The organism is Maribacter sp. 1_2014MBL_MicDiv (assembly GCF_001865655.1).
In the GTDB taxonomy this organism is placed as follows: Bacteria; Bacteroidota; Bacteroidia; order Flavobacteriales; family Flavobacteriaceae; genus Maribacter; species Maribacter dokdonensis.
Map to the genome: position 1 here is coordinate 905,620 of NZ_CP011318.1, position 26,359 is coordinate 931,978.

The 26,359-nt window shown below is 38.8% G+C and carries 20 protein-coding genes; 11 read left to right on the forward strand and 9 right to left on the reverse strand.

The window, feature by feature from the left end; all coding sequences use genetic code 11:
- The first annotated feature begins 206 nt into the window (after positions 1-206).
- From YQ22_RS03710 to YQ22_RS19155, 8 genes are all read left to right on the forward strand, one after another.
- Positions 207-3,596: a beta strand repeat-containing protein gene (locus YQ22_RS03710; RefSeq protein ID WP_071340112.1), complete on the forward strand. Its 3,390-nt coding sequence runs from the start codon at positions 207-209 to the stop codon at positions 3,594-3,596.
- Positions 3,596-4,759: a gliding motility-associated C-terminal domain-containing protein gene (locus tag YQ22_RS03715; protein ID WP_071340113.1), complete on the forward strand. Its 1,164-nt coding sequence runs from the start codon at positions 3,596-3,598 to the stop codon at positions 4,757-4,759. Before YQ22_RS03710 ends, YQ22_RS03715 begins: the two co-directional genes overlap by 1 nt.
- 235 nt (positions 4,760-4,994) lie before the next feature.
- Complete coding sequence (locus tag YQ22_RS03720) at positions 4,995-11,882, forward strand: hypothetical protein (RefSeq protein ID WP_071340114.1); 6,888 nt, start codon at positions 4,995-4,997, stop codon at positions 11,880-11,882.
- A 2-nt stretch (positions 11,883-11,884) separates the two neighbouring features.
- Positions 11,885-12,538, forward strand: coding sequence for a hypothetical protein (locus YQ22_RS03725; RefSeq protein ID WP_071340115.1), 654 nt, complete (start codon positions 11,885-11,887; stop codon positions 12,536-12,538).
- Positions 12,539-12,542: 4 nt separating this feature from the next.
- Positions 12,543-13,724, forward strand: coding sequence for a gliding motility-associated C-terminal domain-containing protein (locus YQ22_RS03730; RefSeq protein WP_071342489.1), 1,182 nt, complete (start codon positions 12,543-12,545; stop codon positions 13,722-13,724).
- A gap of 129 nt (positions 13,725-13,853) precedes the next feature.
- Positions 13,854-14,588 (forward strand): M15 family metallopeptidase, encoded by a 735-nt coding sequence (locus YQ22_RS03735; protein ID WP_071340116.1) that lies wholly within the window; start codon positions 13,854-13,856, stop codon positions 14,586-14,588.
- Between the two features lie 39 nt (positions 14,589-14,627).
- Positions 14,628-15,398: a M48 family metalloprotease gene (locus YQ22_RS03740; RefSeq protein WP_071340117.1), complete on the forward strand. Its 771-nt coding sequence runs from the start codon at positions 14,628-14,630 to the stop codon at positions 15,396-15,398.
- A gap of 136 nt (positions 15,399-15,534) precedes the next feature.
- Entirely contained in the window at positions 15,535-15,702 is a 168-nt protein-coding gene (locus YQ22_RS19155) for a DUF6747 family protein (protein ID WP_172822512.1), read from the forward strand.
- 107 nt (positions 15,703-15,809) lie between these two features.
- Here YQ22_RS19155 and YQ22_RS03745 read toward each other — a convergent pair whose 3' ends face one another.
- The gene (locus YQ22_RS03745) at positions 15,810-16,196 is read right to left on the reverse strand and encodes an ankyrin repeat domain-containing protein (RefSeq protein WP_071340118.1); all 387 of its coding nucleotides are present in this window, start codon (positions 16,194-16,196) and stop codon (positions 15,810-15,812) included.
- Between the two features lie 171 nt (positions 16,197-16,367).
- Entirely contained in the window at positions 16,368-16,760 is a 393-nt protein-coding gene (locus YQ22_RS03750; RefSeq protein WP_071342490.1) for an ankyrin repeat domain-containing protein, read from the reverse strand.
- A 224-nt stretch (positions 16,761-16,984) separates the two neighbouring features.
- Here YQ22_RS03750 and gpmI point away from each other — a divergent pair, with 224 nt between their 5' ends.
- From gpmI to YQ22_RS03765, 3 genes are read left to right on the forward strand one after another with little or no spacing between them, the layout of a single operon-like run.
- Positions 16,985-18,502: a 2,3-bisphosphoglycerate-independent phosphoglycerate mutase gene (gene gpmI / locus YQ22_RS03755; protein WP_071340119.1), complete on the forward strand. Its 1,518-nt coding sequence runs from the start codon at positions 16,985-16,987 to the stop codon at positions 18,500-18,502.
- A gap of 26 nt (positions 18,503-18,528) precedes the next feature.
- Positions 18,529-19,353: a type I methionyl aminopeptidase gene (map, locus tag YQ22_RS03760; protein WP_071340120.1), complete on the forward strand. Its 825-nt coding sequence runs from the start codon at positions 18,529-18,531 to the stop codon at positions 19,351-19,353.
- 9 nt (positions 19,354-19,362) lie between these two features.
- A complete protein-coding gene (locus tag YQ22_RS03765; RefSeq protein WP_071340121.1) occupies positions 19,363-20,127 on the forward strand; it encodes a class I SAM-dependent methyltransferase in 765 nt (254 codons plus the stop codon).
- On the opposite strand, the gene YQ22_RS03770 is transcribed toward YQ22_RS03765, so the two are convergent.
- The 7 genes from YQ22_RS03770 to YQ22_RS03800 all read right to left on the reverse strand — a co-directional run bounded on the left by YQ22_RS03770 (position 20,128) and on the right by YQ22_RS03800 (position 26,356).
- Positions 20,128-21,141 (reverse strand): FAD:protein FMN transferase, encoded by a 1,014-nt coding sequence (locus tag YQ22_RS03770; RefSeq protein WP_071340122.1) that lies wholly within the window; start codon positions 21,139-21,141, stop codon positions 20,128-20,130.
- Positions 21,138-21,500, reverse strand: coding sequence for a Na(+)-translocating NADH-quinone reductase subunit F (locus YQ22_RS03775; protein WP_071340123.1), 363 nt, complete (start codon positions 21,498-21,500; stop codon positions 21,138-21,140). The genes YQ22_RS03770 and YQ22_RS03775 overlap by 4 nt, the downstream gene beginning before the upstream one ends.
- A gap of 73 nt (positions 21,501-21,573) precedes the next feature.
- The gene (gene nqrF, locus YQ22_RS03780) at positions 21,574-22,881 is read right to left on the reverse strand and encodes an NADH:ubiquinone reductase (Na(+)-transporting) subunit F (RefSeq protein ID WP_058106062.1); all 1,308 of its coding nucleotides are present in this window, start codon (positions 22,879-22,881) and stop codon (positions 21,574-21,576) included.
- Positions 22,882-22,883: 2 nt separating this feature from the next.
- Positions 22,884-23,648 (reverse strand): NADH:ubiquinone reductase (Na(+)-transporting) subunit E, encoded by a 765-nt coding sequence (gene nqrE, locus YQ22_RS03785; protein WP_058106061.1) that lies wholly within the window; start codon positions 23,646-23,648, stop codon positions 22,884-22,886.
- A 20-nt stretch (positions 23,649-23,668) separates the two neighbouring features.
- Positions 23,669-24,316, reverse strand: coding sequence for an NADH:ubiquinone reductase (Na(+)-transporting) subunit D (locus YQ22_RS03790; protein ID WP_036156129.1), 648 nt, complete (start codon positions 24,314-24,316; stop codon positions 23,669-23,671).
- A 1-nt stretch (position 24,317) separates the two neighbouring features.
- The gene (locus YQ22_RS03795; RefSeq protein ID WP_058106060.1) at positions 24,318-25,070 is read right to left on the reverse strand and encodes a Na(+)-translocating NADH-quinone reductase subunit C; all 753 of its coding nucleotides are present in this window, start codon (positions 25,068-25,070) and stop codon (positions 24,318-24,320) included.
- A gap of 2 nt (positions 25,071-25,072) precedes the next feature.
- A complete protein-coding gene (locus tag YQ22_RS03800) occupies positions 25,073-26,356 on the reverse strand; it encodes an NADH:ubiquinone reductase (Na(+)-transporting) subunit B (RefSeq protein ID WP_058106059.1) in 1,284 nt (427 codons plus the stop codon).
- Between the last annotated feature and the right edge of the window lie 3 nt (positions 26,357-26,359).

Sequence of the window (26,359 nt, forward strand, 5' to 3'; positions counted from 1 at the left end):
TAAAAAAAATCCAGTCAATAAACTTTTGTTAATTTCTTATATTCCAAAAAAGCAATAGGTCCTTATCTTCATGTAAAACCATACCGTACAACGACCATACATGTACTTTAACCCAATAGCACATTATTTCAACTTATAAATAAAAGGTATTACCAAGATAATTCTATTTTTGTTTATCGTTATTTTTCCGTTATAAGACACTAAGTATGAAAGCAATTATTTTCTTTATTTTCTTTATTTTTTTGGCACTGCCCCCCGTATTCGGACAAATTAAAATAGGAGACAACCCCCAAAATATAGATGCTTCGTCTGTTCTAGAGCTAGAAAGTTCTTCTAAGGTATTGGTCATTACCCGCGTTACAACATTAGAAATGGAAGCCATTACCCCACAACGTGGTGGTTTGGTCTATAATACCGATACGGAATGTGTTAATTACTATGATGGCACCCAGTGGGTAAACCTTTGTGATGCCGTAAACTTTACCATAACCAATGACCCTATTATTAATGGCAGAAGTACCATAGAGATTACGGAATCTGCGGCTGGGTACAACTTAGAAGTTGCCAAAAACAGCATTTTGGGCGATAATATTATTGATGGAGGCATTGGCCCGGACGATATACAGGACAATTCTATAACACAGGATAAACTGGCTGCAGAATCCGTAGGATCCAGCGAGCTTAGACAAAATGCGGTAGGTTCCGTAGAAATTAGGGATGGTAGCATTGCCCCGGAAGATATGGCCAACACTATAGCCGATCAGGTGTTGACTACAGATGAAAATGGCATTGTACAATGGGAAGACACCAACGATCTTTTTGACCTGACCTTTAACAAATTGGACAATACTTTAACCATTTCTAGATCCACTACACCAGGTGTTTCCACCATTAGTTTAGAAGCTTTGGTAGGATCAGATGATCAGCAGTTAGATCTTACAGGAAATATTCTTAGCATAGAGAATGACCCTAATACGGTAGATTTATCTACTTATTTACAACAGTTAAGCATTGATAACAGAAGAATTACGCTAACAAATGGAGGATTTATAGATTTACCTGCTGGTACAGTAAACACGGATAATCAAACTCTTTCGCTTACGGAAAACACCTTAGCGATTTCAGGAGGAAATAATGTTAATTTAAATAAGTATTTAGATAATACGGATGAGCAGCAATTATCTATTAATGGTAATCGTATATCATTAACTGACGGAGGGTTTGTTGATTTACCCGATGCTACTGTAAACACTGATAACCAACAGCTTTCAATAAATCCAGAAGGGACTGTTATATCTCTGGAACGAGGTAATTCAATTACTTTACCTGTAATAGACGGTACAGAGACAGTGCTACAACAAGGTACCAATGTAACAATTACGGGAAATGGCTCAAGTGGCAATCCTTACGTAATTAATGCTTCTGAAGTTATTGATTTAAACAATGGCAACATTTTAATTGGTAGTGATACCAATGTTGCGATCGAAACTTTTATTAAAAAAGATGCTACCATGAATAATTTAGGTGAACTTACCATTAACCCTGGTGTAGTTACTCCTGAAAAAATTGAGCCTGCACAGGGAACACTGACCGAAGACCAAGTTTTGATTACAACTATTGCAGGAGTTGTTGAATGGGCGAATTTTCCACCAAGTGGAGTTGGCGCTGATGGAAATACAACCAACGTCTCACTTACCGAAGACGGAACCAATTTAATACTTACGGATAGCGAAGGTAACTTTGTAACCATACCGCTTGCTGATCTTAATGACGGTGTCGACAATGATACCACTAATGCATCACTTACCGAAGATGGCACAAACTTAATCCTTACAGATAGTGAAGGTAACTTTGTAACTATACCACTTGCTAATCTTAATGACGGTGTCGACAATGACACTACAAACGCCTCACTTACCGAAGATGGCATAAACTTAATCCTGACTGATAGCGAAGGCGCAACAGTGACTATAGCTCTTGCAGATATTAGCACAGGTACCACCAACGCATCTCTTACCGAAGATGGCACAAACCTGATCCTGACAGATAGCGAAGGCGCAACGGTGACTATAGCTCTTGCAGATATCAACTCAGATACTACTAACGCATCTCTTACAGAAGATGGCACAAACCTGATCCTGACAGATAGCGAAGGCGCAACGGTGACTATAGCTCTTGCAGATATCAGCACAGGTACCACCAACGCATCTCTTACCGAAGATGGCACAAACCTGATCCTGACAGATAGCGAAGGCGCAACGGTGACTATAGCTCTTGCAGATATCAGCACAGGTACCACCAACGCATCACTTACCGAAGATGGCACAAACCTGATCCTGACAGATAGCGAAGGCGCAACGGTGACTATAGCTCTTGCAGATATCAGCACAGGTACCACCAACGCATCACTTACCGAAGATGGCACAAACCTGATCCTGACAGATAGCGAAGGCGCAACGGTGACTATAGCTCTTGCAGATATCAACTCAGATACTACTAACGCATCTCTTACCGAAGATGGCACAAACCTGATCTTGACAGATAGCGAAGGCGCAACGGTGACTATAGCTCTTGCAGATATCAGCACAGGTACCACCAACGCATCACTTACCGAAGATGGCACAAACCTGATCCTGACAGATAGCGAAGGCGCAACAGTGACTATAGCTCTTGCAGATATCAGCACAGGTACCAACAACGCATCACTTACCGAAGATGGCACAAACCTGATCCTGACAGATAGCGAAGGCGCAACAGTGACTATAGCTCTTGCAGATATCAACTCAGATACTACTAACGCATCTCTTACAGAAGATGGCACAAACCTGATCCTGACAGATAGCGAAGGCGCAACGGTGACTATAGCTCTTGCAGATATTGACACGCGATATACCGCGGGTGCTGGACTTAATCTTTCAGCTACTAACATTTTCTCAATTGCAGGTAGTTCCATCCAAGGTAGTTTAAATGGCGGAGGTGTCACTAGTATGATTATACCAAACACTATTGGGCAAGGTGACATTGGTTTTGACGCCATTGGGTCTGGTGAAATTCAGGGTAATGCAGTTGGTTTGTCAGAGATGAAAGATGATTCAGTTGGTTCTGATGAAATAATTGATGGAAGTATTACAAATGCGGACATAGGAACTGGAATAGATGGTGTTAAAATCATACCAAATTTTGGAGGGCAATTGATCCAAACTACTGGAAATGTTCAAGCTAACAACTTCATATCTGCCACCACCACTTACCCTGATTATGTTTTTCAAAAATACTTTTTAGGCAAATCAATTTTAAAATATGATTATGAATTTTCATCCTTAGAAAAAATAGAATCATATCTAAAAGAAAATCACCACTTACCTGGGGTAAAATCGGCTTCAGAAATCGAAGCAAATGATGGTAATTGGAACTTATCAGAAGGTGCTCTTGTCAACCTTGAAAAAATAGAAGAATTATTCCTTCACACTATTGAACAAGAAAAGAAAATTAAAGAGCTCCAAAAAGCCAATACTAACATGAGTTCAGAATTGGAGGCTTTAAAAACCCAAATGGAAGAGATTAAAATCATGTTATTAGAAAAGCAGAACAACTAATGAAAATATACACATACATACTTTTCTTTTTGTTTGCAGCAACCCTAACTGCCCAAACCGCATTGTACAACAACGGTAGCATGCGCATGCATGAAGGGGCTACCATAGGTTTTCATACTGACTTCATCAATGAATCTCCCATGGACAACAACCTTGGTCTTGCAGGCTTTTATGGTACGGAGCAATTGACCGTTAGCGGAACCGTAACTCCTCAATTTTATGACATGGAGCTTGCTCTAGAAAACCATATGATATTGAACTTGGGCATGGACAATACCAATAACACCAATTTTATTTTTGGCAGTATTCGCACCCCATTGACCCAACCCGATGTTTTTTACAACTTCGTTGACAATTCATTTTACAGTGGTGAAAATGATTTTAGTAAAATTGAAGGCTACGCGGCAATCACCAATCAACAAAATTTTGGTTTTCCCGTAGGTGATGTGCAGTACCTAAGACCTTTGATTATAAATTCCGAAAGTGTAAACCTATTTGCCAAGTGCGCTTATTTCTACGAAAACCCTAATAATGCACCTGCACCCATTGGTTTTTTGGATACCAATGCTACAGATTTAGACGTAGCATTAGTAAATACCTTTGAATTTTGGAGATTAGAAGGTTCTGTACCAACCACCGTAACCTTAAGTTGGAATGATCGTAGTACCGTAGCAAGCTTAACGGATAACGTTGATGAAGTTATACCCGTAGGTTTTAGCAAAGCATCACAACATTGGGTAAATTTAGTGGGCAGCGTACCTGTGGGGACATTAACTGAAGGTTTTGTTTCTACTGAATCCTTTATTCCAGACGATTATGAAGCCATTACACTTGGATCATCTAAAACTCCGTTCGAGCCTTTGTCAAAAGATGTCCTTTTTATTGATAATTTCTTTGTATCGGTAAATGGCGATGGGGTTAACGACACCTTCTATATTGAGGAGCTAGAGGAATTCAATAGCAACTTTGTTCAAATTTATGATCGTTACGGACTCAAAGTATTTGAAAAAACGAATTATACCAATGAGTTTGTAGGTTTTTCCAATTTGGACAATGTACCTTTTGGTGCAGAAGAGGGTTTACCTACCGGTGTATATTTTTACACTATCCACATTCCAGATGAGGATTTAAATTACCAAGGTTTCTTGTATTTAACGCGATAAAACACATGGTAAAAGAACAGGAAACAATCTCTATTTTAATGTGATTTTTCCTGCTTTTTGTCATTTTAAAATAACTGTTACACCCCACAACCATTAGATAAAACGCAGATTTTTAGGTTAAACCGAAGCACTTGTCTACATTCCCAACATATTTGCCTAAGTACACAACATATTCTATTTTTCTTACAAAATCCCCTTTATTTTTACAGATGTTAACATATTCCCCACATTGTAAATGTCTTCAAAAATTAAATTTCTATTATTCTTCTCATTTATTTCTTTCTGTGCTACGGCACAAGTAAAAATAGGTCAGAACCCTAACACTATTCATTCAGCTTCTATTGTAGAATTAGAGAGTACGGACAAAGCTTTTGTGCTTACCAGACTCTCCACCGCACAAATGCAGGCTATTACACCTTTGAACGGTGCAGTAGTGTACAATACCGATACCCAATGTGTTCATTACTTTAACGGAACGGTATGGACAAACCTTTGTGACGGCATTAATACCAACGATTTTTCTTTTATAGATAATGGTGACGGCACCATAACCCTAGATGATGGCAACGGTAATACGATCACTTTTAACGCAGCGGCACAAACCATATCTACACTTATTGATAATGGCGACGGTACATACACGTACACCAATGAAAACGGAATAGAAACCGTTATTTCAATAGCTGTAACCGACAACCAAAATTTACAAACCGATAATACCCCAGGTAATATTAGTATTGATAATGGCAATGCCATTGCAATCAATGTGGACGATGCAGATGCAGACGACCAAAATGAAATACAGACCTTGGATTATACATCGGGCGTACTTACTTTATCTAACGACCCCAATGCAACTGTAGTAGATTTATCGGCATTTGATCAAAATGCTGCTGATGATTTCTCCGGAAGCTATAATGATTTAAGCGACCTACCTATAAATTTAGATACAGATGCTACAGATGACTTCAATACAGCCATCACTTTTGACGGAACAAATTTAACGGTATCGGATGCCGGTGGCGATGTAAGTACGGACATCAGCGGATTGGCATATGACGACACGGCATTAAGAGCGGATGTGGACCAAAATACTGCGGACATCGATGCGCTGGAAGCAGAACAGACTACGCAGAATACCAATATTGCAACAAACGCTACTGACATTGACAATCTTGAAGCGGGGCAAACAACTCAGAACACCAATATTGCTACGAATGCTTCGGATATTGACAATCTTGAAGCGGAACAGACCACTCAGAATAATTCGATAGCAACTAACGCAACAGATATTGATAACCTAGAAGCAGAGCAAACTACTCAGAATAATTCGATAGCAACCAATGCAACTGATATTGATAACTTAGAAGCTGAGCAAACTACTCAGAATAATTCGATAGCAACTAACGCAACAGATATTGACAATCTGGAAACCGAGCAGACCACTCAGAATAATTCGATAGCAACTAACGCAACAGATATTGATAACCTAGAAGCAGAACAGACTACTCAGAACAATTCCATTGCAACAAATGCAACCGATATCTCCACTAACACAGCAGCCATTGCTGCACATAACACTGCCGATGGAGATTTGAGCGATTCCAACGAATACAATACAGGCATCAGCTTCGACGGTACCGATCTTATCGTAACCGATGGCGGTGGTGACCAAACCGTGGACATCAGCGGATTGGCGTATGACGACACGGCATTAAGAACCGATGTGAACCAAAATACTGCGGACATCGATGCTTTGGAAACTGAACAAACCACACAGAATAATTCCATTGCTACGAATGCAACTGATATTGATAACTTGGAAGCAGAACAGACTACGCAGAACAATTCCATTGCTACGAATACTTCGGACATTGATGCATTGGAAGCGGAGCAAACAACGCAGAATAATTCCATTGCTACGAATGCAACCGATATCTCCACTAACACAGCAGCCATTGCTGCACATAACACTGCCGATGGAGATTTGAGCGATTCCAACGAGTATAACACAGGCATCAGCTTCGACGGAACGGACCTTACCGTGACCGATCTGGGTGGTGACCAAACCGTGGACATCAGCGGATTGGCGTATGACGACACGGCATTAAGAGCCGATGTGGACCAAAATACTGCGGACATCGATGCTTTGGAAACTGAACAAACCACACAGAATAATTCCATCGCTACGAATGCAACTGATATTGACAATCTGGAAGCAGAACAGACTACTCAGAATAACAATATCGCTACGAATGCTTCGGACATCGATGCGTTGGAAGGGGAACAGACCATTCAGAATAATTCGATAGCAACTAACGCAACAGATATTGACAATCTTGAAGCGGAGCAAATAACACAGAATAATTCAATAACAACCAATGCAACCGATATCTCCACTAATGCTGCAGCCATTGCAACGCACAACAGTGCCGATGGCGATTTGAGCGATTCCAATGAATATAACACCGGTATCAGTTTCGACGGAACGGACCTTACGGTGACCGATCTGGGTGGTGACCAAACCGTGGACATCAGCGGATTGGCATATGACGACACGGCATTAAGAGCGGATGTGGACCAAAATACTGCGGACATCGATGCTCTGGAAACCGAACAAACCACTCAGAATACGAATATCGCTACAAACGCAACAGATATTGATAAGCTAGAAGCGGAACAGACTACTCAAAATAATTCCATTGCTACGAATGCAGCGGACATCTCCACTAATGCTGCAGCCATTGCTGCCCACAATACTGCCGATGGAGATTTGAGCGATTCCAACGAATATAATACAGGAATCAGCTTCGACGGCACGGACCTTACCGTGACCGACCTTGGTGGTGACCAGACCGTGGACATCAGCGGATTGGCGTATGACGACACGGCATTAAGAACCGATGTGGACCAAAATACTGCGGACATCGATGCTTTAGAAGCCGAGCAAACGACTCAAAACAATTCCATTGCAACAAATGCAACTGATATTGATAACTTAGAGGCAGAGCAAATAACACAGAATAACAATATCGCTACGAATGCTACGGACATCGATGCGTTGGAAGCGGAACAGACGACTCAGAATAATGCGATAGCAACAAACGCTACTGACATTGATAATCTTGAAGCGGAACAGACTACTCAGAACAATTCCATTGCTACGAATGCTACGGACATCGATGCATTGGAAGCGGAACAGACAACACAGAACAACTCCATTGCTACGAATGCTACGGACATCGATGCATTGGAAGCGGAACAGACAACGCAGAACAATTCCATTGCAACTAATGCTTCGGACATTGATAACTTAGAAACGGAACAGACAAATCAGAATACCAATATTGCAACAAACGCCACAGATATTGATAACCTTGAAGCAGAACAAACGACTCAAAATAATTCCATTGCTACAAATGCTTCTGACATCGATAATCTGGAAGCAGAACAGACTACTCAGAACAATTCCATTGCAACAAATGCAACTGATATTGATAACTTAGAAGCTGAGCAAACCACTCAGAACAATTCAATAACAACCAATGCAACCGATATCTCCACTAACGCTGCAGCCATTGCTGCCCACAATACTGCCGATGGAGATTTGAGCGATTCCAACGAATTCAATACGGGTATCAGCTTTGACGGAACGGACCTTACCGTGACCGACCTTGGTGGCGACCAAACCGTGGACATCAGCGGATTGGCTTACGACGACACGGCATTAAGAGCCGATGTGGACCAAAATACTGCCGATATCGATGCTTTGGAAACCGAGCAGACCACTCAGAATAATTCCATCGCTACGAATGCAACTGATATTGATAACTTAGAAGCAGAACAGACTACGCTGAACAATTCCATTGCTACGAATACTACGGACATCGATGCATTGGAAGCGGAACAGACTACTCAAAATAATTCTATTGCAACAAATGCAACCGACATCTCCACCAATGCTGCGGCCATAGCTGCCCACAATACTGCCGATGGAGATTTGAGCGATTCCAACGAATATAACACCGGCATCAGCTTCGACGGAACGGACCTTACCGTGACCGACCTTGGTGGTGATCAAACCGTGGACATCAGCGGATTGGCTTACGATGACACGGCATTAAGAGCCGATGTGGACCAAAATACTGCCGATATCGATGCTTTGGAAACCGAGCAAACCACTCAGAATACGAATATCGCTACAAACACAACAGATATTGACAATCTGGAAGCGGAGCAAATAACTCAGAATAATTCGATAGCAACCAATACAACTGATATCTCCACTAACACAGCAGCCATTGCTGCACATAACACTGCCGATGGAGACTTGAGCGATTCAAACGAATACAACACAGGCATCAGCTTTGACGGAACGGACCTTACCGTGACCGACCTTGGTGGTGACCAGACCGTGGACATCAGCGGATTGGCCTATGACGACATGGCATTAAGAACCGATGTGGACCAAAATACTGCGGACATCGATGCTTTAGAAGCCGAGCAAACGACTCAAAACAATTCCATTGCAACAAATGCAACTGATATTGATAACTTAGAGGCAGAGCAAATAACACAGAATAACAATATCGCTACGAATGCTACGGACATCGATGCATTGGAAGCGGAACAGACAACACAGAACAACTCCATTGCTACGAATGCTACGGACATCGATGCATTGGAAGCGGAACAGACAACGCAGAACAATTCCATTGCAACTAATGCTTCGGACATTGATAACTTAGAAACGGAACAGACAAATCAGAATACCAATATTGCAACAAACGCCACAGATATTGATAACCTTGAAGCGGAACAAACGACTCAAAATAATTCCATTGCTACAAATGCTTCTGACATCGATAATCTGGAAGCAGAACAGACTACTCAGAACAATTCCATTGCAACAAATGCAACTGATATTGATAACTTAGAAGCTGAGCAAACCACTCAGAACAATTCAATAACAACCAATGCAACCGATATCTCCACTAACGCTGCAGCCATTGCTGCCCACAATACTGCCGATGGAGATTTGAGCGATTCCAACGAATTCAATACGGGTATCAGCTTTGACGGAACGGACCTTACCGTGACCGACCTTGGTGGCGACCAAACCGTGGACATCAGCGGATTGGCGTATGACGACACGGCATTAAGAGCCGATGTGGACCAAAATACTGCCGATATCGATGCTTTGGAAACCGAGCAGACCACTCAGAATAATTCCATCGCTACGAATGCAACTGATATTGATAACTTAGAAGCAGAACAGACTACGCTGAACAATTCCATTGCTACGAATACTACGGACATCGATGCATTGGAAGCGGAACAGACTACGCAGAATAATGCGATAGCAACAAACGCTACTGACATTGATAATCTTGAAGCGGAACAGACTACTCAAAATAATTCTATTGCAACAAATGCAACCGACATCTCCACCAATGCTGCGGCCATAGCTGCCCACAATACTGCCGATGGAGATTTGAGCGATTCCAACGAATATAACACCGGCATCAGCTTCGACGGAACGGACCTTACCGTGACCGACCTTGGTGGTGATCAAACCGTGGACATCAGCGGATTGGCTTACGATGACACTGCATTAAGAGCCGATGTGGACCAAAATACTGCCGATATCGATGCTTTGGAAACCGAGCAAACCACTCAGAATACGAATATCGCTACAAACACAACAGATATTGACAATCTGGAAGCGGAGCAAACATCACAGAACAATTCCATTGCTACAAATGCTACGGACATTGATGCATTGGAAGCAGAACAGACTACTCAAAACAATTCCATTGCTACGAATGCAACCGATATCTCCACTAACACAGCAGCCATTGCTGCACATAACACTGCCGATGGAGATTTGAGCGATTCCAACGAATATAACACCGGCATCAGCTTCGACGGAACGGACCTTACCGTGACCGATCTTGGTGGAGACCAAACCGTGGATATCAGCGGTCTAGCTTACGACGACACGGCACTAAGAGCGAATGTGGACCAAAACACTGCCGATATCGATGCTTTGGAAACCGAACAAACAACACAGAATAATTCGATAGCAACCAATGCAACTGATATTGATAACTTAGAAGCTGAGCAAACCACTCAGAACAATTCCATAGCAACTAATGCAACAGATATTGACAATCTGGAAGCGGAACAGACTACTCAGAATAATTCAATTTTATCAAATTCAGCCGCTATTGCTGCACATAACACTGCAGACGAGGACTTAAGTGCCACCAATGAAACCAACACTAGTTTTTCTACTGTTGATGTTGCCGGCACTGACTTCTTAAGAATATCTGATTCTAACGGAGACTTAGACGTTCCTTTATCAGATTTATCTCATACCGGTACTACTGGATCTGTTTTCTTTGCTGGAGCAGATGGTACTCCAACCGAAAATAACGGTCAATTATTCTGGAATTCCAGCAGCAATAGTTTGGGCATTGGAACTTCAAGCCCAACAAACAAGCTTCATGTTTCAGGAGCAATTCGTTCTCAAGGAATTTTAAATTCTAATGGAACAGAAAATGAACCCGCATACCGATTTAATGATGATACCAATACTGGTATGTTTAGACCTGCAGCTGACGAAATTGCCTTTACTGTTGGTGGTATAGAAGCCATGAAAATCGAAGAAACCAGTAGTGACACATCAGTAATCATAAATGAAACTTTAGAATTGGAAGGTGCCATACTAGATGAAAATGATTCCCCTGGTACCGCTGGTCAAGTATTAACTTCAACAGCTACCGGTACTGAATGGGTAAATTCTATGAGTCCGATTAAAGCCATTGGAAAAATAAGTGCTGCTGGTGGGGTCACCAAAGCAACAGCTGGAGTTACCGTAACTAGAATCAGTGTTGGTTATTACAGAGTTACACTACCTACGGGTGCGGTATCTGATGCAGATTACATTATTCAGTTAACACAACCTGGAAGAGGTGGTGCTGGTAACGACGACCCTGGTATCTCCTACTCCAACCAAACCGCAACTAGTTTTGAGGTAATCATAGGTGATAATGACAACGGTGGCACAGACCGTTCAAGATTTGATTCTGAATTTATGTTCACTGTTTTAGATTTATAAAAATGAGATTAAAAAATTACATCATATATTCTATCATCTTTCTAACCGGTGTCATTGCCAATGCCCAATTGGAAAGTGGATTATTACTTGGGTTAACCAATGCCACAACGACTGATATAAACGCAACTACAGACGCCGTAAAAGGATCATTGGTCTTTAATACAGATACAAATCAAGTATATGTTTTTGATGGCACATCTTGGAATCAAATGGGGCAGAAAACTACCTATACCGGCACTTTTAGAATATCCGGATCCGGTACACTATCGGTTAGCGGAATTCCTTTTCAACCAACTTCAGTATCGTTTGTTGCTTATGCCAACGTAGAGGATTTTAATATTGACAGCGATAACGGCACCAGAAACAATGAAACAGGTCTACCTAACGCTTATGGTAGCATGAAAGGATTTGCTAGGGATGATAATGGCTCTATTACCGAGCAAGTAATCTTTAATGGGGGTAGCGGAAATTCTATTAACGATATTTCTAGATATGCTTCAGATTCACATAGTATCGGAGTAAGATACGCCAACCAAAATGGTGATAAATTAGGTTTGACCTCAGCGACGGTAACCGCATTTACCTCTACCGGTTTTACATTGAATACAGATAATTATGCAGATGGGGTTGTTGTAATTTATGAAGCACATAGATAAATTTATGAGAAATACCTACACCTTAATATATACCATATGCATTGCCCTCTGTACCATATACAGCTACGGTCAAGATGCCGTACATAATTATGGTAATATCCAAATTCATGATGACGGACTTGTAGGTTTTCACATGGATGTAATAAATAACGGAGCTTTTAACCAAAATAAAGGTCTAGTGGGTTTTTATGCCATGGATAAAGCTTTGACCATATCTGGCGGATCCAACCCTATTTTCTATGATTTTGAGATTGCCGTAGATAATGATCTTTATGTTGATAATACCGTGGGTGTCTTAAACAATGCCAATTTCATCACAGGTGATGTTGTGACCAATAGGGCAGCATCAGAAGTCAATATTAATTTTCTAAACGATTCATTTTATATAGGCGAAGGCAATACCACAAAGGTAGATGGCTATGCGGCTATGAGTAATAAAACCGACTTCACCTTCCCCATTGGTCAGTTCGATAAATTACGACCATTGACCATTTCCTCAGAAAGTTCAAATGATTATACTAAAGCTGCCTATTATTTTGAAGACCCTAATACTCCTAGTATTGTTGGTACTACGTTTGATACCAGTTTGACCGAAAATCAATTTTTATCGGTTAGCGAATATGAATTCTGGCATTTAGAAGGTAATGTTCCATCAAAAGTAACCTTAACATGGGACCAAGATAGCAATGCCAGCCTTTATGGTGATTTTATTACAGACCTAAAAGTGGTAGGTTGGAGTATTATAGACAAAGTATGGGTCAATTTGGGCAATACCAATGTAGAGGGAGATTTTAATAGCGGTTCTATTACCTCCGAAGACTTTATACCAAGTGATTACGAAATCATAACCATTGGTGGTAATTCCGATCTTCTGGAAACTGTTGAGAACATATCTTTAGACAATTATTATATGACGCCAAATGGTGATGGCATCAATGATTTTCTTGTCATAGAAGGTATAGAAGGCTCACCAAATAATACCCTACAAATCTTTAACAGGTACGGTAGAATGGTATATTCAATGAAGAATTATAACAACGAATTCAATGGAATATCCAATGTTAACGGTGTCATTTCAAAGAATATAGGTTTACCATCGGGTATTTATTTTTATATAGTTACCCTAAATGATATAAATCTCAGACATCAAGGGTATTTATACCTTACCACAAGGGAAGACAACTAATCTTACATCTTTTAAGATCAAGATTTACTATTTTTACTTTATTATGGAATGTATTGACCACTTTCACTAGTTTTTTTCTTTTGATAAAGTTTGGCAAATATTTTGCTCCATTAACCTCAATATTCAAATATGCAAAGAAGAACGTTTATTAATAAAAGTAGTTCGGCAGCCTTGGCTCTTGCCTTAACACCCACATTATTTATTCAAGAAGAAAAGGAATATGGTATTCTAGAGCTTATGGGTAAAGAAGATATTGAACTTTTTGGTAAGGGTATCAATCTACGCAAAGAAGCACACGATGCTTTTATTGAAATGAAAAAGGCCGCATATAAAGATGGTATTGATTTAAAAATTGTATCCAGCTATAGAAGCTACGATAGACAAGAGGCAATTTTTGAGCGCAAATTTTTAAAATATACAGATGATGATGGTATGAACCCTACCGATGCTATTGATAAAATTATTGAATATTCTACTATACCCGGTACAAGTAGACATCATTGGGGTACTGATATAGATGTTGTGGACGGTTACAGAAAAGTAGATGGTGATGTATTGGTACCACATAAGTACGAAGGTGACGGACCCTATGTTGATTTTAAAAAATGGATGGATGAAAACTCTGAAACTTATGGTTTTTATTTAGTTTACACCAATGAACCTAAAAGAAGAGGTTTTAAGTATGAACCATGGCACTATAGTTATGCTCCATTATCAATACCTATGCTTGAGCAATTTAGAAGTAAGAATGTTGCCTCAATTATAATTAGAGAAGACTATTATGGTGCAGAGCATTTCACAATGAACTTTTTAAAGTCTTACATTCAAAATAATATTTTAGATATCAATAGGAAGCTATTATAAGCATTTTGTACATTAGAGCCTGTACTATAACACATTACCATGAGAAGAGGAAGTTGGAAAATTAGAATATTCATTGGTTTGGCCATTGTTGCCTTCGCTTTTATACAGAAATGCAGCAATACAGAAGAGAATCCTTATACAGGCCGATCACAGCATATTACAATGACCCCTGATCAAGAAATTGCCATAGGATTACAAAGTGCCCCAGAGATGGCTCAACAACATGGCGGACTCTACCCAGACCAACGTTTACAGTCGTTTGTATCAACGGTAGGCAACAAATTGGTTCAAAATAGTATCGCTAGGGAAACGCCATATGAATATGACTTTCACTTATTGGCAGATGACCAGACCATTAATGCTTTTGCATTGCCAGGCGGACAATGTTTTATTACCTACGCTTTATTCTCACAATTGAACGAAGCTCAATTGGCCGGTGTACTAGGCCATGAAATAGGTCATGTAATAGGTAGACATTCCGCTGAAAGAATAGCTGATAGCCAAACATGGCAAACAGCGACCATGGGTGCAACCGTGGGTGCCGGAGACATGGGAAGTATTGTTGGCAGCATAGGTCAAAGTACTTTATTAAAAAATGGGAGGGGCGATGAATTGGAAAGTGATGAACTTGGCGTTCTTTTTATGATTCAATCTGGATATGACCCTTATGAAATGATCACGGTTATGGAAATTTTAAAAGCAGCGGGCGGACCCAACCGTACTCCTGAATTTCAAAGTACCCACCCTGATCCAGAAAATAGAATAGAAAAAATAAAAGAAGCTATAGCAAAGTATAAAAATCAAGGTTAATCCGATTTTTTTTACACTTCATCTAGTGCTCGCTATACGCTACCAATATTTTTGTAACTTTGGGTAAGTCCCAAGCTTATTTTACCATTTATCTATTGCCTTTATAGCTATGATTTAATCATAGAAGAACACTATAATGGGAACAATTACACATTTCAAAAACTTGTACGTGCAGGCATTTGAAAACTGTAAACCAGAAATATTGGTTACATTTTTAAAAGTCTACTCGGTGTTTTGCGCCCTAATGATATTTATGGCAATGTATGCCTTCGTTGTTAGAGCCGTAAACGGATTTGATTTTTAACGCGTTTTACTCTTTTACCTGAACACTATTTGGAGTAGAATTTTGTATTAATTAAAAAAGGCCCATTGAAATTTCAATGGGCCTTTTCAAATTTAAGTATCTAATTTTTAAGAATCTTGCTTAATAACCTCCAATACATCTTTAGCATTAGATTGCTTGGCATAGTCTTTAGCAGTGTAGCCTTGATCACTCTTAATGTTTAAATTAGCGCCGTTCAACAATAAAACTTTTAATACCTCTGCCTTATTGTAACGTGCAGCATACATCGCAGGTGTTAGTCCTAATGATTTTTCGTTAAGCTCGGCCCCTGTTGCTATTAAACTTCTAACCTTATCCACATCGCCCTTAATTACCGCCTTACATAATGAACTAATTTCATCATTTACGGTAATAGATTCAATAGTATATGTATTAGAATTTTCAATACTGGTTACATTGGCATTAGCTATCGAGAACACCCCTATACAGAATAAAAATGTAATTACTTTTTTCATAATATTTATATTTTATTTAGTGTTAAAATTATCAATATTATAAATTTACATATAAATCATTAAGATATTATCAAATTTAAGAATTAAATAATATATATTTAACACTTACACCGTATCAAATTGACATTCTCGTTCTTTAAGCTTTTTCAACTACAACAATAATTGAAATAATTAACTGCCAGCTGCAATTTCAATAAGTTCAAGAGCATCGGTTGCATTTGATAATTCCGCATAACGTTTCGCGGTATAGCCTTGGTTACTTTTTAGATTTAGATCCGCACCATTATCAATGAGAATTTCTAAAACATCCACCTTATTATAACGGGCAGCAAACATGGCCGGTGTCATACCTAGAGATTTTTGATTTACATCTTCGCCAAGGTCAATTAAGCGCTTAACCGTTTCTAAATCTCCCTTAATTACCGCTTTACAAAATGAACTGATGTTTACCCTTTTCACAAGTGTTGTGTTAGAATCTGTAGCGTTGCTAGTTTTGTCTGCAGCCAAAATTGTTGACCCCATGGTAAGTGCTACCATGGATAATGTTAGAATTACTTTTTTCATGATGATTGATTTTAATTGATGAAGTACAATAGCGTACATTTAAAAGACGCTCGTCTACATAAATTGTTTCAGCCTTTAACATTGTTATAACTAAACTTTAACAAACAAATCTTAACACAGACTACAAATTTGTTGTGTTACTCCTGCTTTACAAAAAAGGTAGGTAATGTAGTAGCTTAACTTAATAGATCATAGTATTTTTGTAGCCTTAAAACCTAATAAAGATGAACAAAAAAGTAATCTTAATGATATTAGATGGCTGGGGCAAATCTCCAGATCCAGAAGTATCTGCAGTAGATAAAGCCAATACTCCTTTTATAGATAGTTTATATACCAAATATGCTAATTCCAATTTGTTGACCGACGGAATGAATGTTGGTTTGCCAGAAGGTCAAATGGGAAATAGCGAAGTAGGTCATATGAACTTAGGTGCCGGTAGAATAGTTTATCAAGATCTTGCCAAAATAAATAAGGCGGTCAACGAAAACACCTTAAGTTCAGAACCGGTCTTGAAAAGTGCTTTTGACTACGCGAAGAAAAACAACAAAGATGTTCATTTTTTAGGCTTGTTAAGCGATGGTGGTGTACACAGCCATACAAACCATATTAAGGGTTTAATAGCTGCTGGAAAAGAATCTGGTTTAAACAATATGTATTTACATGCATTTACCGATGGTAGAGACGTTGACCCAAAAAGTGGAAAAGGCTTTCTAGAAGACATTGTAGCATACGGTTCTGATAAAAACACAAAATTGGCAACGGTTATTGGTAGATATTACGCCATGGACCGCGACAAAAGATGGGAACGCGTTAAAGAAGCTTACGATGTAATTGTAAATGCCGAAGGTGAAAAATCTACCGATATCGGCAAAACAATCCAAAAAAGCTATGATGCCGATATTACTGATGAGTTTATTAAACCTATCGTGATGACCAATACGGACGGTACTCCTATTGCTTCTGTAAAGGAAGGCGATGTGGTTATCTTCTTTAACTTTAGAACTGACCGTGGTAGAGAATTGACCCAAGTGCTAAGTCAAGTAGATATGCATGAACAGAATATGCACAAACTTGATCTTTACTATGTTACCCTTACCAATTATGATGAATCTTACAACAATGTTCATGTTGTTTACAATAAGGACAATATTGTAGAAACGCTAGGTGAGGTTTTATCCAATGCAGGTAAAAAACAAATAAGAATTGCCGAAACCGAAAAGTATCCACACGTTACTTTCTTTTTCAATGGCGGTAGAGAAGTTCCTTTTGAAGGAGAATCGCGTATATTATGTCCGTCACCAAAAGTGGCTACATACGATCTGCAACCAGAAATGAGTGCATTTGAGATTAGGGATAAAATCATCCCTGAAATCAAAAAAGGAGATGTAGATTTTATTTGCTTGAACTTTGCGAACCCAGATATGGTTGGTCATACCGGTGACATGAATGCCGCGATCAAAGCATGTGAAACTGTTGACGAATGCGCAAAAGACGTTATTACCGCAGCTATAGAAAAAGATTTCTCCGTAATCGTAATTGCTGACCACGGTAACTGTGAGACCATGATCAACGAAGATGGCTCACCTAACACGGCACATACCACCAACCCTGTACCATTAATTTTGGTGGACAAGGATATTCATCAAATCAAAGATGGTGTACTAGGTGATATTGCACCAACGATATTAAAATTAATGGGCGTTGAACAATCAAAATTTATGACCCAAAATTCTTTGGTATAATTACATAACCAACCCATTAGCACATCATGAGCACGATTAAAATAAAAACAGCTGAAGAGATTGAATTAATGCGAGAAAGCGCCTTGATCGTTTCCAAGACCTTGGGAATGATCGCTGCAGAAGTTAAACCGGGAGTTACGACGCTTCAGTTAGATGCTATGGCAGAAACTTTTATTCGCGATCATGGTGCAGTACCTGGCTTTTTAGGCTTATATGATTTTCCAAACTCGTTATGCATGAGCCCTAATGCCCAAGTGGTACATGGTATTCCAAATAATACACCATTGAAAGAAGGTGATATCATCTCAATAGATTGCGGTGCTTTAAAAAACGAATTCTACGGTGATCATGCTTACACCTTTCAAGTAGGCGAAGTTAGCCCTGAGGTAAAAAAACTACTTGAGGTCACTAAAAAATCACTCTACGTTGGCATACGTGAATTTAAAGTAGGTAACCGAGTTGGTGATGTAGGTTATGCTATTCAAAAATTTACGGAAGACCATGGCTACGGGGTGGTACGTGAATTGGTTGGTCATGGTTTGGGAAGAAAAATGCACGAAGGTCCTGAGATGCCAAATTATGGTAGACGCGGAAGAGGTAAAAAGTTTCTTGAAGGTATGACGGTAGCTATAGAGCCTATGACCAATATGGGGACTAAAAATATTAAACAACTTAAAGACGGATGGACGATACTTACCGCAGATGGTCAACCTAGCGCCCATTTTGAGCATGATGTTGCTATTGTGAATGGAAAACCAGAGCTATTATCCACTTTTAAATACATTTATGAAGCCTTGGGTATTGAAAGTGATGAAGAAGATGAGTTTACTTCTTCCATCGTAAAAAGCTAGTCAACAAGCATGAAAAAAATTTTTAAATTTTTTCTCAACCTTGTTCCTAGACCGGTATTAATTTCACTTAGCTATTTGGTAAAACCATTTTTTAAGGCTTATTACCGGGGCAACACCTATGAAGATCCAATTGATGGCAACACCTTTAGAAGTTTTCTACCATATGGCTATGAAAATCCGAGAGAAAATGTGCTTTCTCCGTCTACCCTATCTTTAGAAAGACATAGATTGCTATGGATGTTTCTGAAAAAGGAAACGGACTTTTTTACAGCCCATTTACACGTATTACATTTTGCGCCAGAACAAGCTTTCTACAAAAGATTTAGAAAATTAAAGAACTTAAATTACATAACAACAGACCTAAATTCCCCCTTAGCGGACGTTAAAGCGGATATATGCAACTTGCCTTTTGAAGACAACAAGTTCGATGTAATTTTATGCAATCATGTATTAGAACACATACCGGATGACACCAAAGCGATGTCAGAATTATATAGAATTTTAAAACCAGGCGGTTGGGGCATTTTTCAAATACCACAAGACTTAAATAGGGAAAACACCTTTGAAGACGATTCTATAACGGACAAAGTAGAACGTGCAAAGATTTTTGGTCAATATGACCATGTTCGAATTTATGGTAGAGACTATTTCAATAAATTGAGAACTATTGGTTTCACGGTCGAAGAAATAGATTTCACAAAACTTTTGAGCCAAGAAGAAATAGATAGATACCGACTAGCTCCTGGTGAAATCATTCCATTAGTAAGTAAATAATTATTCCACTACTAACGATTTAAATCCTTGTGTCATATATTCCTGAGTATCACCATTCTCATCTATGTATACGATATAAGCCTCTAAACTTTTATTCTCACTGATTACCTTAAACGCCTCATCTAAATCCATCGCCATAAAAGCGGTAGCATAACCGTCTGCCGTAGCACAATTATCCGCTAAAATGGTTACGCCCAGTGTATTGGATAATTGCGTGTAACCGGTTTTAGGATTTACTGTATGAACATATTTTTTACCAGTTGCCTCATCTACCCTGTATTTACGGTAATTTCCTGACGAAGCCAATGCCTTGTCGTTTAAATTGATTAAAATTCTGGTAGCCCTGCTTATATCCATTTCAGGGTCATCAATACCTACTACCCAAGATTTATTCTTAATCACGTTTTTACCTTTCGCTACAAGTTCACCACCCACTTCTATTAAGTAGTTTTGAATTCCCTTAGCATTTAACATGGCAGCCAACCTATCTATAGCATAACCTTTGGCAATTGAATTAAAATCTAAATAGATGCGACTATCGGTCTTTATAATTTGATTATTCTGATTTAAAGATACCTTGTCAAGACCAACATAATTTAAAAGACTATCCACTTTTAAACTATCCATAGTTATTTTTTGCTCAGGTCCAAAACCCCAAGCATTCACCAATGTTCCAACAGTAGGATCAAAGAAGCCATTTGTTTCTTTATAAATGGTTTGTGACAGCCTTAAAACCTCCTTGAACATAGCATCTACAACCACAGTGCTATCACCATTATTGACCCTTGATATATCCGACTCTGGAATATAAGTAGATAACGATTGGTTAATAACCGCAAATACCGAATCAATTTCTGGTTGTAAGTCAGATTTATTCTCCGTAAAGGATATAATACTATATGAAGTACCTAAGGCCCCACCAACATTATCATTACGGACAAAACTATCATTGCCGAATTTACACGATTGAAGACCAACAGCAAGCAAACCAATTATTAAAAAGCATTTTTTCATATTTCTACCAAACCATCATAATCAACAATATACTCCTCATCTAAATACACCGGTAAATTATGGTCCGCTGCATTCACCAATCCCACACCTGCATAAAATGTAGTTGCCTCAAACTTAAGGGCGTGTTCCTTCATTTTCTTTAAATCGGACATAAAAAAATCTAAATTCTTGGGATCACCTGGATATTCAATTGCCTTAACCACAATAAAACGCATCTTCTTATCCTTGGTACAAACAAATTGCGGATTCTTACGCAATTCACTATTGACCGCTAAAAACTCAAACCCTGCTTCCTCTAACTGCTTCCCAACAATATTCATTGCCAAATTGTGAAGCTCCTGTTCTGTTAATACGTGCATATCTAAATAAAATTATAAAAAAAACCGATACATTACATACCGGTTAATTTATTCTATTTCAACAACTTACATCTTATCCTCCAAAGTCATCAAAACGTATATGTTCATCTGGAATTCCGAAATCTTCACCCATTTTCTGAACAGCTTTGTTCATTAACGGTGGTCCACAGAAATAAAGTTCAATATCTTCTGGAGACTCATGAAGACTTAGGTAGTTATCAATTACACAATTGTGTATGAAACCTACAAAACCATCACCAGGTGCATCTATATTCTCTTTTACTTTCCAATTATCTTCTTCTAATGGTTCTGATAATGCCAAGTAGAATTTGAAATTTGGAAACTCTTCTTCCAACTTATAGAAATGATCCAAGTAGAAAAGTTCTCTTTTAGAACGACCACCGTACCAGTAAGTTACTTTTCTATCAGTTTTTAAAGTTTTAAATAAGTGATATAAGTGAGAACGCATTGGCGCCATACCTGCACCACCACCTACGTACAACATTTCTGAATCTGATTCATTGATGAAGAATTCACCGTAAGGACCTGAAATTGTACAATCATCACCAGGCTTCAAATTAAAGATATAAGATGACGCAACACCAGGATTAACATCCATCCATCCGTTCTTAGCGCGATCCCATGGCGGAGTAGCAATACGTACGTTCAACATAATTTCTCTACCCTCAGCTGGGAAAGAAGCCATTGAATAAGCTCTCTCTACCGTTTCTGGATTCTTCATCACCAAAGGCCAAAGGTTGAACTTATCCCACTCTGCTTGGAACTTATCTGGAGTTTCATGCTCTTCTGGGTGAGCAGTAATATCTATATCAGCATATTTAACCTCACACTCAGGAATCTCTATTTGAATATAACCACCAGCTTTATAGCCCATATCTTCTGGAATCTCAACTACAAATTCCTTAATAAAAGAAGCAACGTTATAATTACGAACCACTTTCGCAGGCCATTTCTTAATACCGAATACCTCTTCTGGGATGGTAATTTCCATGTCTTGCTTTACCTTGACCTGACAGGCCAAACGTGCACCATGGTTTAATTCTTTTTTAGAAAAGTGAGGAGTTTCAGTAGGTAAGGCCTCACCCCCACCAGAAAGAACGTGACATTCACATTGAATACATGTTCCACCACCACCACAGGCAGATGGTAAAAATACTTTTTGGTTACCTAAGGTAGATAATAATGACCCACCTGATGCAACTTCAATTTTCTTCTCTCCATTTATAGTAATGGTCACAGGACCAGATGGAGAAAGTTTTTGTTTGGTAAACAGAAGCAATGCCACTAACACCATCAACAGTATTAGAAATGCGACAACAGTTATTAGTATTGTTCCGCCAGTACTTGCAGCTAAAATCATAATTATTTGTTTACGTCGTTATAAGAAATCACTTTTTCGTCAATTTCTTCGTTCTTATCTACTACTACCTCTTCTTCAATTGGTGCAACCACTTCTGGCTGAGTTACTTGATTTACTTGTTCCGTTGCCTCTTCAGCATCATCACCGCCACCGGTCAACATACCACCGAAACTTTGAAAACCAATTCCCATTAAACCAGTAATGATAAATGTAATACCTAAACCTCTTAAAGGTGCAGGAACATTACTATATCTAATTTTCTCACGAATGGCAGCAATTGCCAAAATAGCCAAGAACCATCCAATTCCAGAACTCACTCCGTAATTAAATGCCAAACCAAAAGTTTCTATCTCTCTTGCCTGCATGAATAACGATCCACCCAAAATTGCACAGTTCACAGCAATCAACGGTAAAAATATACCCAATGAGTTATATAAGGAAGGTGAGAATTTCTCAACTACAATCTCCACCAATTGCACCATTGTTGCAATGGTTGCGATAAATAAGATAAACGATAAAAAGCTAAGATTGTAATCAGCATACTCAGGTCCTAACCAAACCAAGGCACCATCCTGTAGTAAATACTTATCCAATAACCAGTTCATTGGTACGGTAACCGCCAATACGAATATTACAGCAGCACCTAAACCAACAGCAGTAGCAACTTTTTTTGATACCGCCAAATAAGAACACATCCCCAAGAACACGGCAAATACCATGTTATCTATAAAGATGGACTTAAAAAATAATTCTACATGTTCTAACATAATTTCTACTTAAATGTCGTTTAATTTTCTTCTACAAGCGCAGGATTTCTTGAACGTTGTACCCAAATGATAATACCAACAACTATTAACGCTGCCGGTGGTATAATCATAAAACCATTATTCTCATAACCTGTAGCGTACAATCCTGTTTTTTCAATTGGATCACCTAAAACCGGAATACCGAACAATGTACCCGAACCTAAAAGTTCTCTAAAGAACCCTACGATGATTAGAATAACACCGTAACCTAAAGAGTTACCAATACCATCTAAAAATGAACGCCAAGGACCGTTTGCCAATGCAAATGCCTCAAAACGTCCCATAATAATACAATTGGTAATAATAAGCCCTACGAAAACCGCCAGGGTTTTACTTAGCTCATAAGCAAATGCCTTTAGCACTTGATCCACAATAATTACCAATGTAGCAACTACAATTAGTTGAACAATAATTCTAATTTTTGAAGGTATAATGTTTCTCATCAAAGAGATTACAACATTACCCGCACCCAAAACGAACATTACAGAAATTGCCATCACCAAAGATGCCTTTAATTCTGCCGTAATTGCCAATGCTGAACAGATACCTAATACCTGAATGGTAATAGGGTTGTTATCCGCTAACGGATCTGTAATAAGATTTGTATCTTTTTTTGATAGTAGTGCCATATTACTTTGCTCTAATTGTTTCTAAATAAGGTTTATATAATTTGACAGTTTCGCTGATCATAGCAGAAACACCGTTACCGGTAATTGTAGCACCCGCCAAGGCATCTACTTCATTATCATCTTTTGTTTTATTCAATGGGTCGTTATTACCCTTTGCTACGGATATACCAGCGTATTGAGTTCCATTAAGTATGGTCTCACCTTTAAAATCATCCATGAAATAACGCATTTTAATGTTGGCACCTAAACCTGGCGTTTCACCTTTATGATCAAAATAAACACCCTGAACCGTCATAGTATCATCTAAAGCGATAAAGCCCCAAATAGCATCCCAAAGTCCTTTACCGTACATAGGAATGATGTAGAATTTCTTCCCATCTTTCTCACCGATAAAAACTGGCAACTTATAAGGTTCTCCCTTTTTAATGTTCGCCAATTGCTTTTTTAAATCAATCAAATAAGCTTCATTGTCCTCAGTGATTTTATCACCTTGAATTACCAATTGCTCTTTGATATAATTAGCAAACTCGTCTTCAACTACATCTGTTGGAATAAAATTAACGCTACCGGCATCATCACCATTTTCGTTAACACCCATTGCATATAGAATGTTCTGTTGTTTTTCAAAACGCTCATTCTCTTTGATATTTGGTCGCAATGCCGATGCCAAGAATGCAAGTATTGAACCAACTACCACAACCATAACAGCAGCAAAAACTACTGTATAAACGTTACTATCTGTTTTATTAGCCATAATTAAACTGTTTCAGCTTTAAGTTCTTCTGCCTTACCATCTGAATCTTTTGGATAGATAGTAGCATCTTTTAATCTTTTCATTCTATTCTTGATATTGCCCCTAACCACATAATGATCAATTGTAGGTGCAAATACGTTCATTAATAGGATAGCTAAGAACACACCTTCTGGGTATGCAGGGTTGAATACACGGATCATTACAGAAATAAACCCTATAAAGAACCCATAGTACCATTTGCCCTTATTTGTCTGAGAACCAGTTACAGGATCAGTTGCCATGTAAACAATACCAAAGGCAAGACCACCCACAATTAAATGTTTCCAGAAATCAAAACTCATTAAACCGTAGAACTTACTAGATTCTGCAACCCAACCAAATTCAACAACTTGATTGAATATTAAGCCCATAACCAATGAACCGATTACAGCACTTAGCATTATTCTCCAGCTAGCGATTTTTGTGAATATCAAAAACAAACCTCCTAGCAAAATCAGGAAAGCAGATGTTTCACCAACAGAACCTGGAATAAATCCGAAGAACATATCCGAAACAGAATAGGACATCTCCGCACCTTTGTTTTGCGCTAAAAATCCTAATATGGTCTCCCCAGAGTAAGCATCTACATTTGTAGCACCTGCCAGAATCTCTTCTGAACGCTCTCTAGCGCCGTAAACCCAAACTTTATCACCACTCATCCAAGTTGGATAAGCAAAGAATAAAAATGCTCTAATTGTTAAGGCAGGATTAAGAATATTCATTCCCGTTCCACCGAAAACCTCTTTACCGATCACAACACCGAAAACTACGGCTACCGCCAACATCCAAAGCGGTGTATCTACAGGAACAATTAATGGCACCAACATACCGGTAACCAAATAACCTTCTTCTACCTCATGACCTTTGATAACAGCAAAAATGAATTCCACTATTAGACCTACAGCATAAGAAACCACAACTAATGGCAAAACCTTAATAATACCGATCCAAAAATTATCCCAAGTAAGGAAATCGTTCATCAACGAAAATTCCTCTGGAAAACCATTGATAGCAGAATAATATTGATAACCCGCGTTGAACATTGAAAATATCAACACCGGTACCAGCGCCATAATTACCGTGTTCATGGTACGCTTTAAATCATCTACCGCCTTAACATGTGTACCACCTGCATGGGTAGTCTCATCTGGCGAAAACAAAAAAGTATGAATGGCATTAAAGGCAGGAGCCATTTTCTTACCCTGATACTTCAGTTTAAGTTCGTGTAATTTGCTTTTTAAACTCATTTC

Bases quoted from the DNA above. Each gene is read 5' to 3' on its own strand.
- YQ22_RS03710 (WP_071340112.1), top strand. From the start codon at position 207: ATGAAAGCAATTATTTTCTTTATTTTCTTTATTTTTTTGGCACTGCCC.
- YQ22_RS03715 (WP_071340113.1), top strand. From the start codon at position 3,596: ATGAAAATATACACATACATACTTTTCTTTTTGTTTGCAGCAACCCTA.
- YQ22_RS03720 (WP_071340114.1), top strand. From the start codon at position 4,995: ATGTCTTCAAAAATTAAATTTCTATTATTCTTCTCATTTATTTCTTTC.
- YQ22_RS03725 (WP_071340115.1), top strand. From the start codon at position 11,885: ATGAGATTAAAAAATTACATCATATATTCTATCATCTTTCTAACCGGT.
- YQ22_RS03730 (WP_071342489.1), top strand. From the start codon at position 12,543: ATGAGAAATACCTACACCTTAATATATACCATATGCATTGCCCTCTGT.
- YQ22_RS03735 (WP_071340116.1), top strand. From the start codon at position 13,854: ATGCAAAGAAGAACGTTTATTAATAAAAGTAGTTCGGCAGCCTTGGCT.
- YQ22_RS03740 (WP_071340117.1), top strand. From the start codon at position 14,628: ATGAGAAGAGGAAGTTGGAAAATTAGAATATTCATTGGTTTGGCCATT.
- YQ22_RS19155 (WP_172822512.1), top strand. From the start codon at position 15,535: ATGGGAACAATTACACATTTCAAAAACTTGTACGTGCAGGCATTTGAA.
- YQ22_RS03745 (WP_071340118.1), bottom strand. From the start codon at position 16,196: ATGAAAAAAGTAATTACATTTTTATTCTGTATAGGGGTGTTCTCGATA.
- YQ22_RS03750 (WP_071342490.1), bottom strand. From the start codon at position 16,760: ATGAAAAAAGTAATTCTAACATTATCCATGGTAGCACTTACCATGGGG.
- gpmI (WP_071340119.1), top strand. From the start codon at position 16,985: ATGAACAAAAAAGTAATCTTAATGATATTAGATGGCTGGGGCAAATCT.
- map (WP_071340120.1), top strand. From the start codon at position 18,529: ATGAGCACGATTAAAATAAAAACAGCTGAAGAGATTGAATTAATGCGA.
- YQ22_RS03765 (WP_071340121.1), top strand. From the start codon at position 19,363: ATGAAAAAAATTTTTAAATTTTTTCTCAACCTTGTTCCTAGACCGGTA.
- YQ22_RS03770 (WP_071340122.1), bottom strand. From the start codon at position 21,141: ATGAAAAAATGCTTTTTAATAATTGGTTTGCTTGCTGTTGGTCTTCAA.
- YQ22_RS03775 (WP_071340123.1), bottom strand. From the start codon at position 21,500: ATGCACGTATTAACAGAACAGGAGCTTCACAATTTGGCAATGAATATT.
- nqrF (WP_058106062.1), bottom strand. From the start codon at position 22,881: ATGATTTTAGCTGCAAGTACTGGCGGAACAATACTAATAACTGTTGTC.
- nqrE (WP_058106061.1), bottom strand. From the start codon at position 23,648: ATGTTAGAACATGTAGAATTATTTTTTAAGTCCATCTTTATAGATAAC.
- YQ22_RS03790 (WP_036156129.1), bottom strand. From the start codon at position 24,316: ATGGCACTACTATCAAAAAAAGATACAAATCTTATTACAGATCCGTTA.
- YQ22_RS03795 (WP_058106060.1), bottom strand. From the start codon at position 25,070: ATGGCTAATAAAACAGATAGTAACGTTTATACAGTAGTTTTTGCTGCT.
- YQ22_RS03800 (WP_058106059.1), bottom strand. From the start codon at position 26,356: ATGAGTTTAAAAAGCAAATTACACGAACTTAAACTGAAGTATCAGGGT.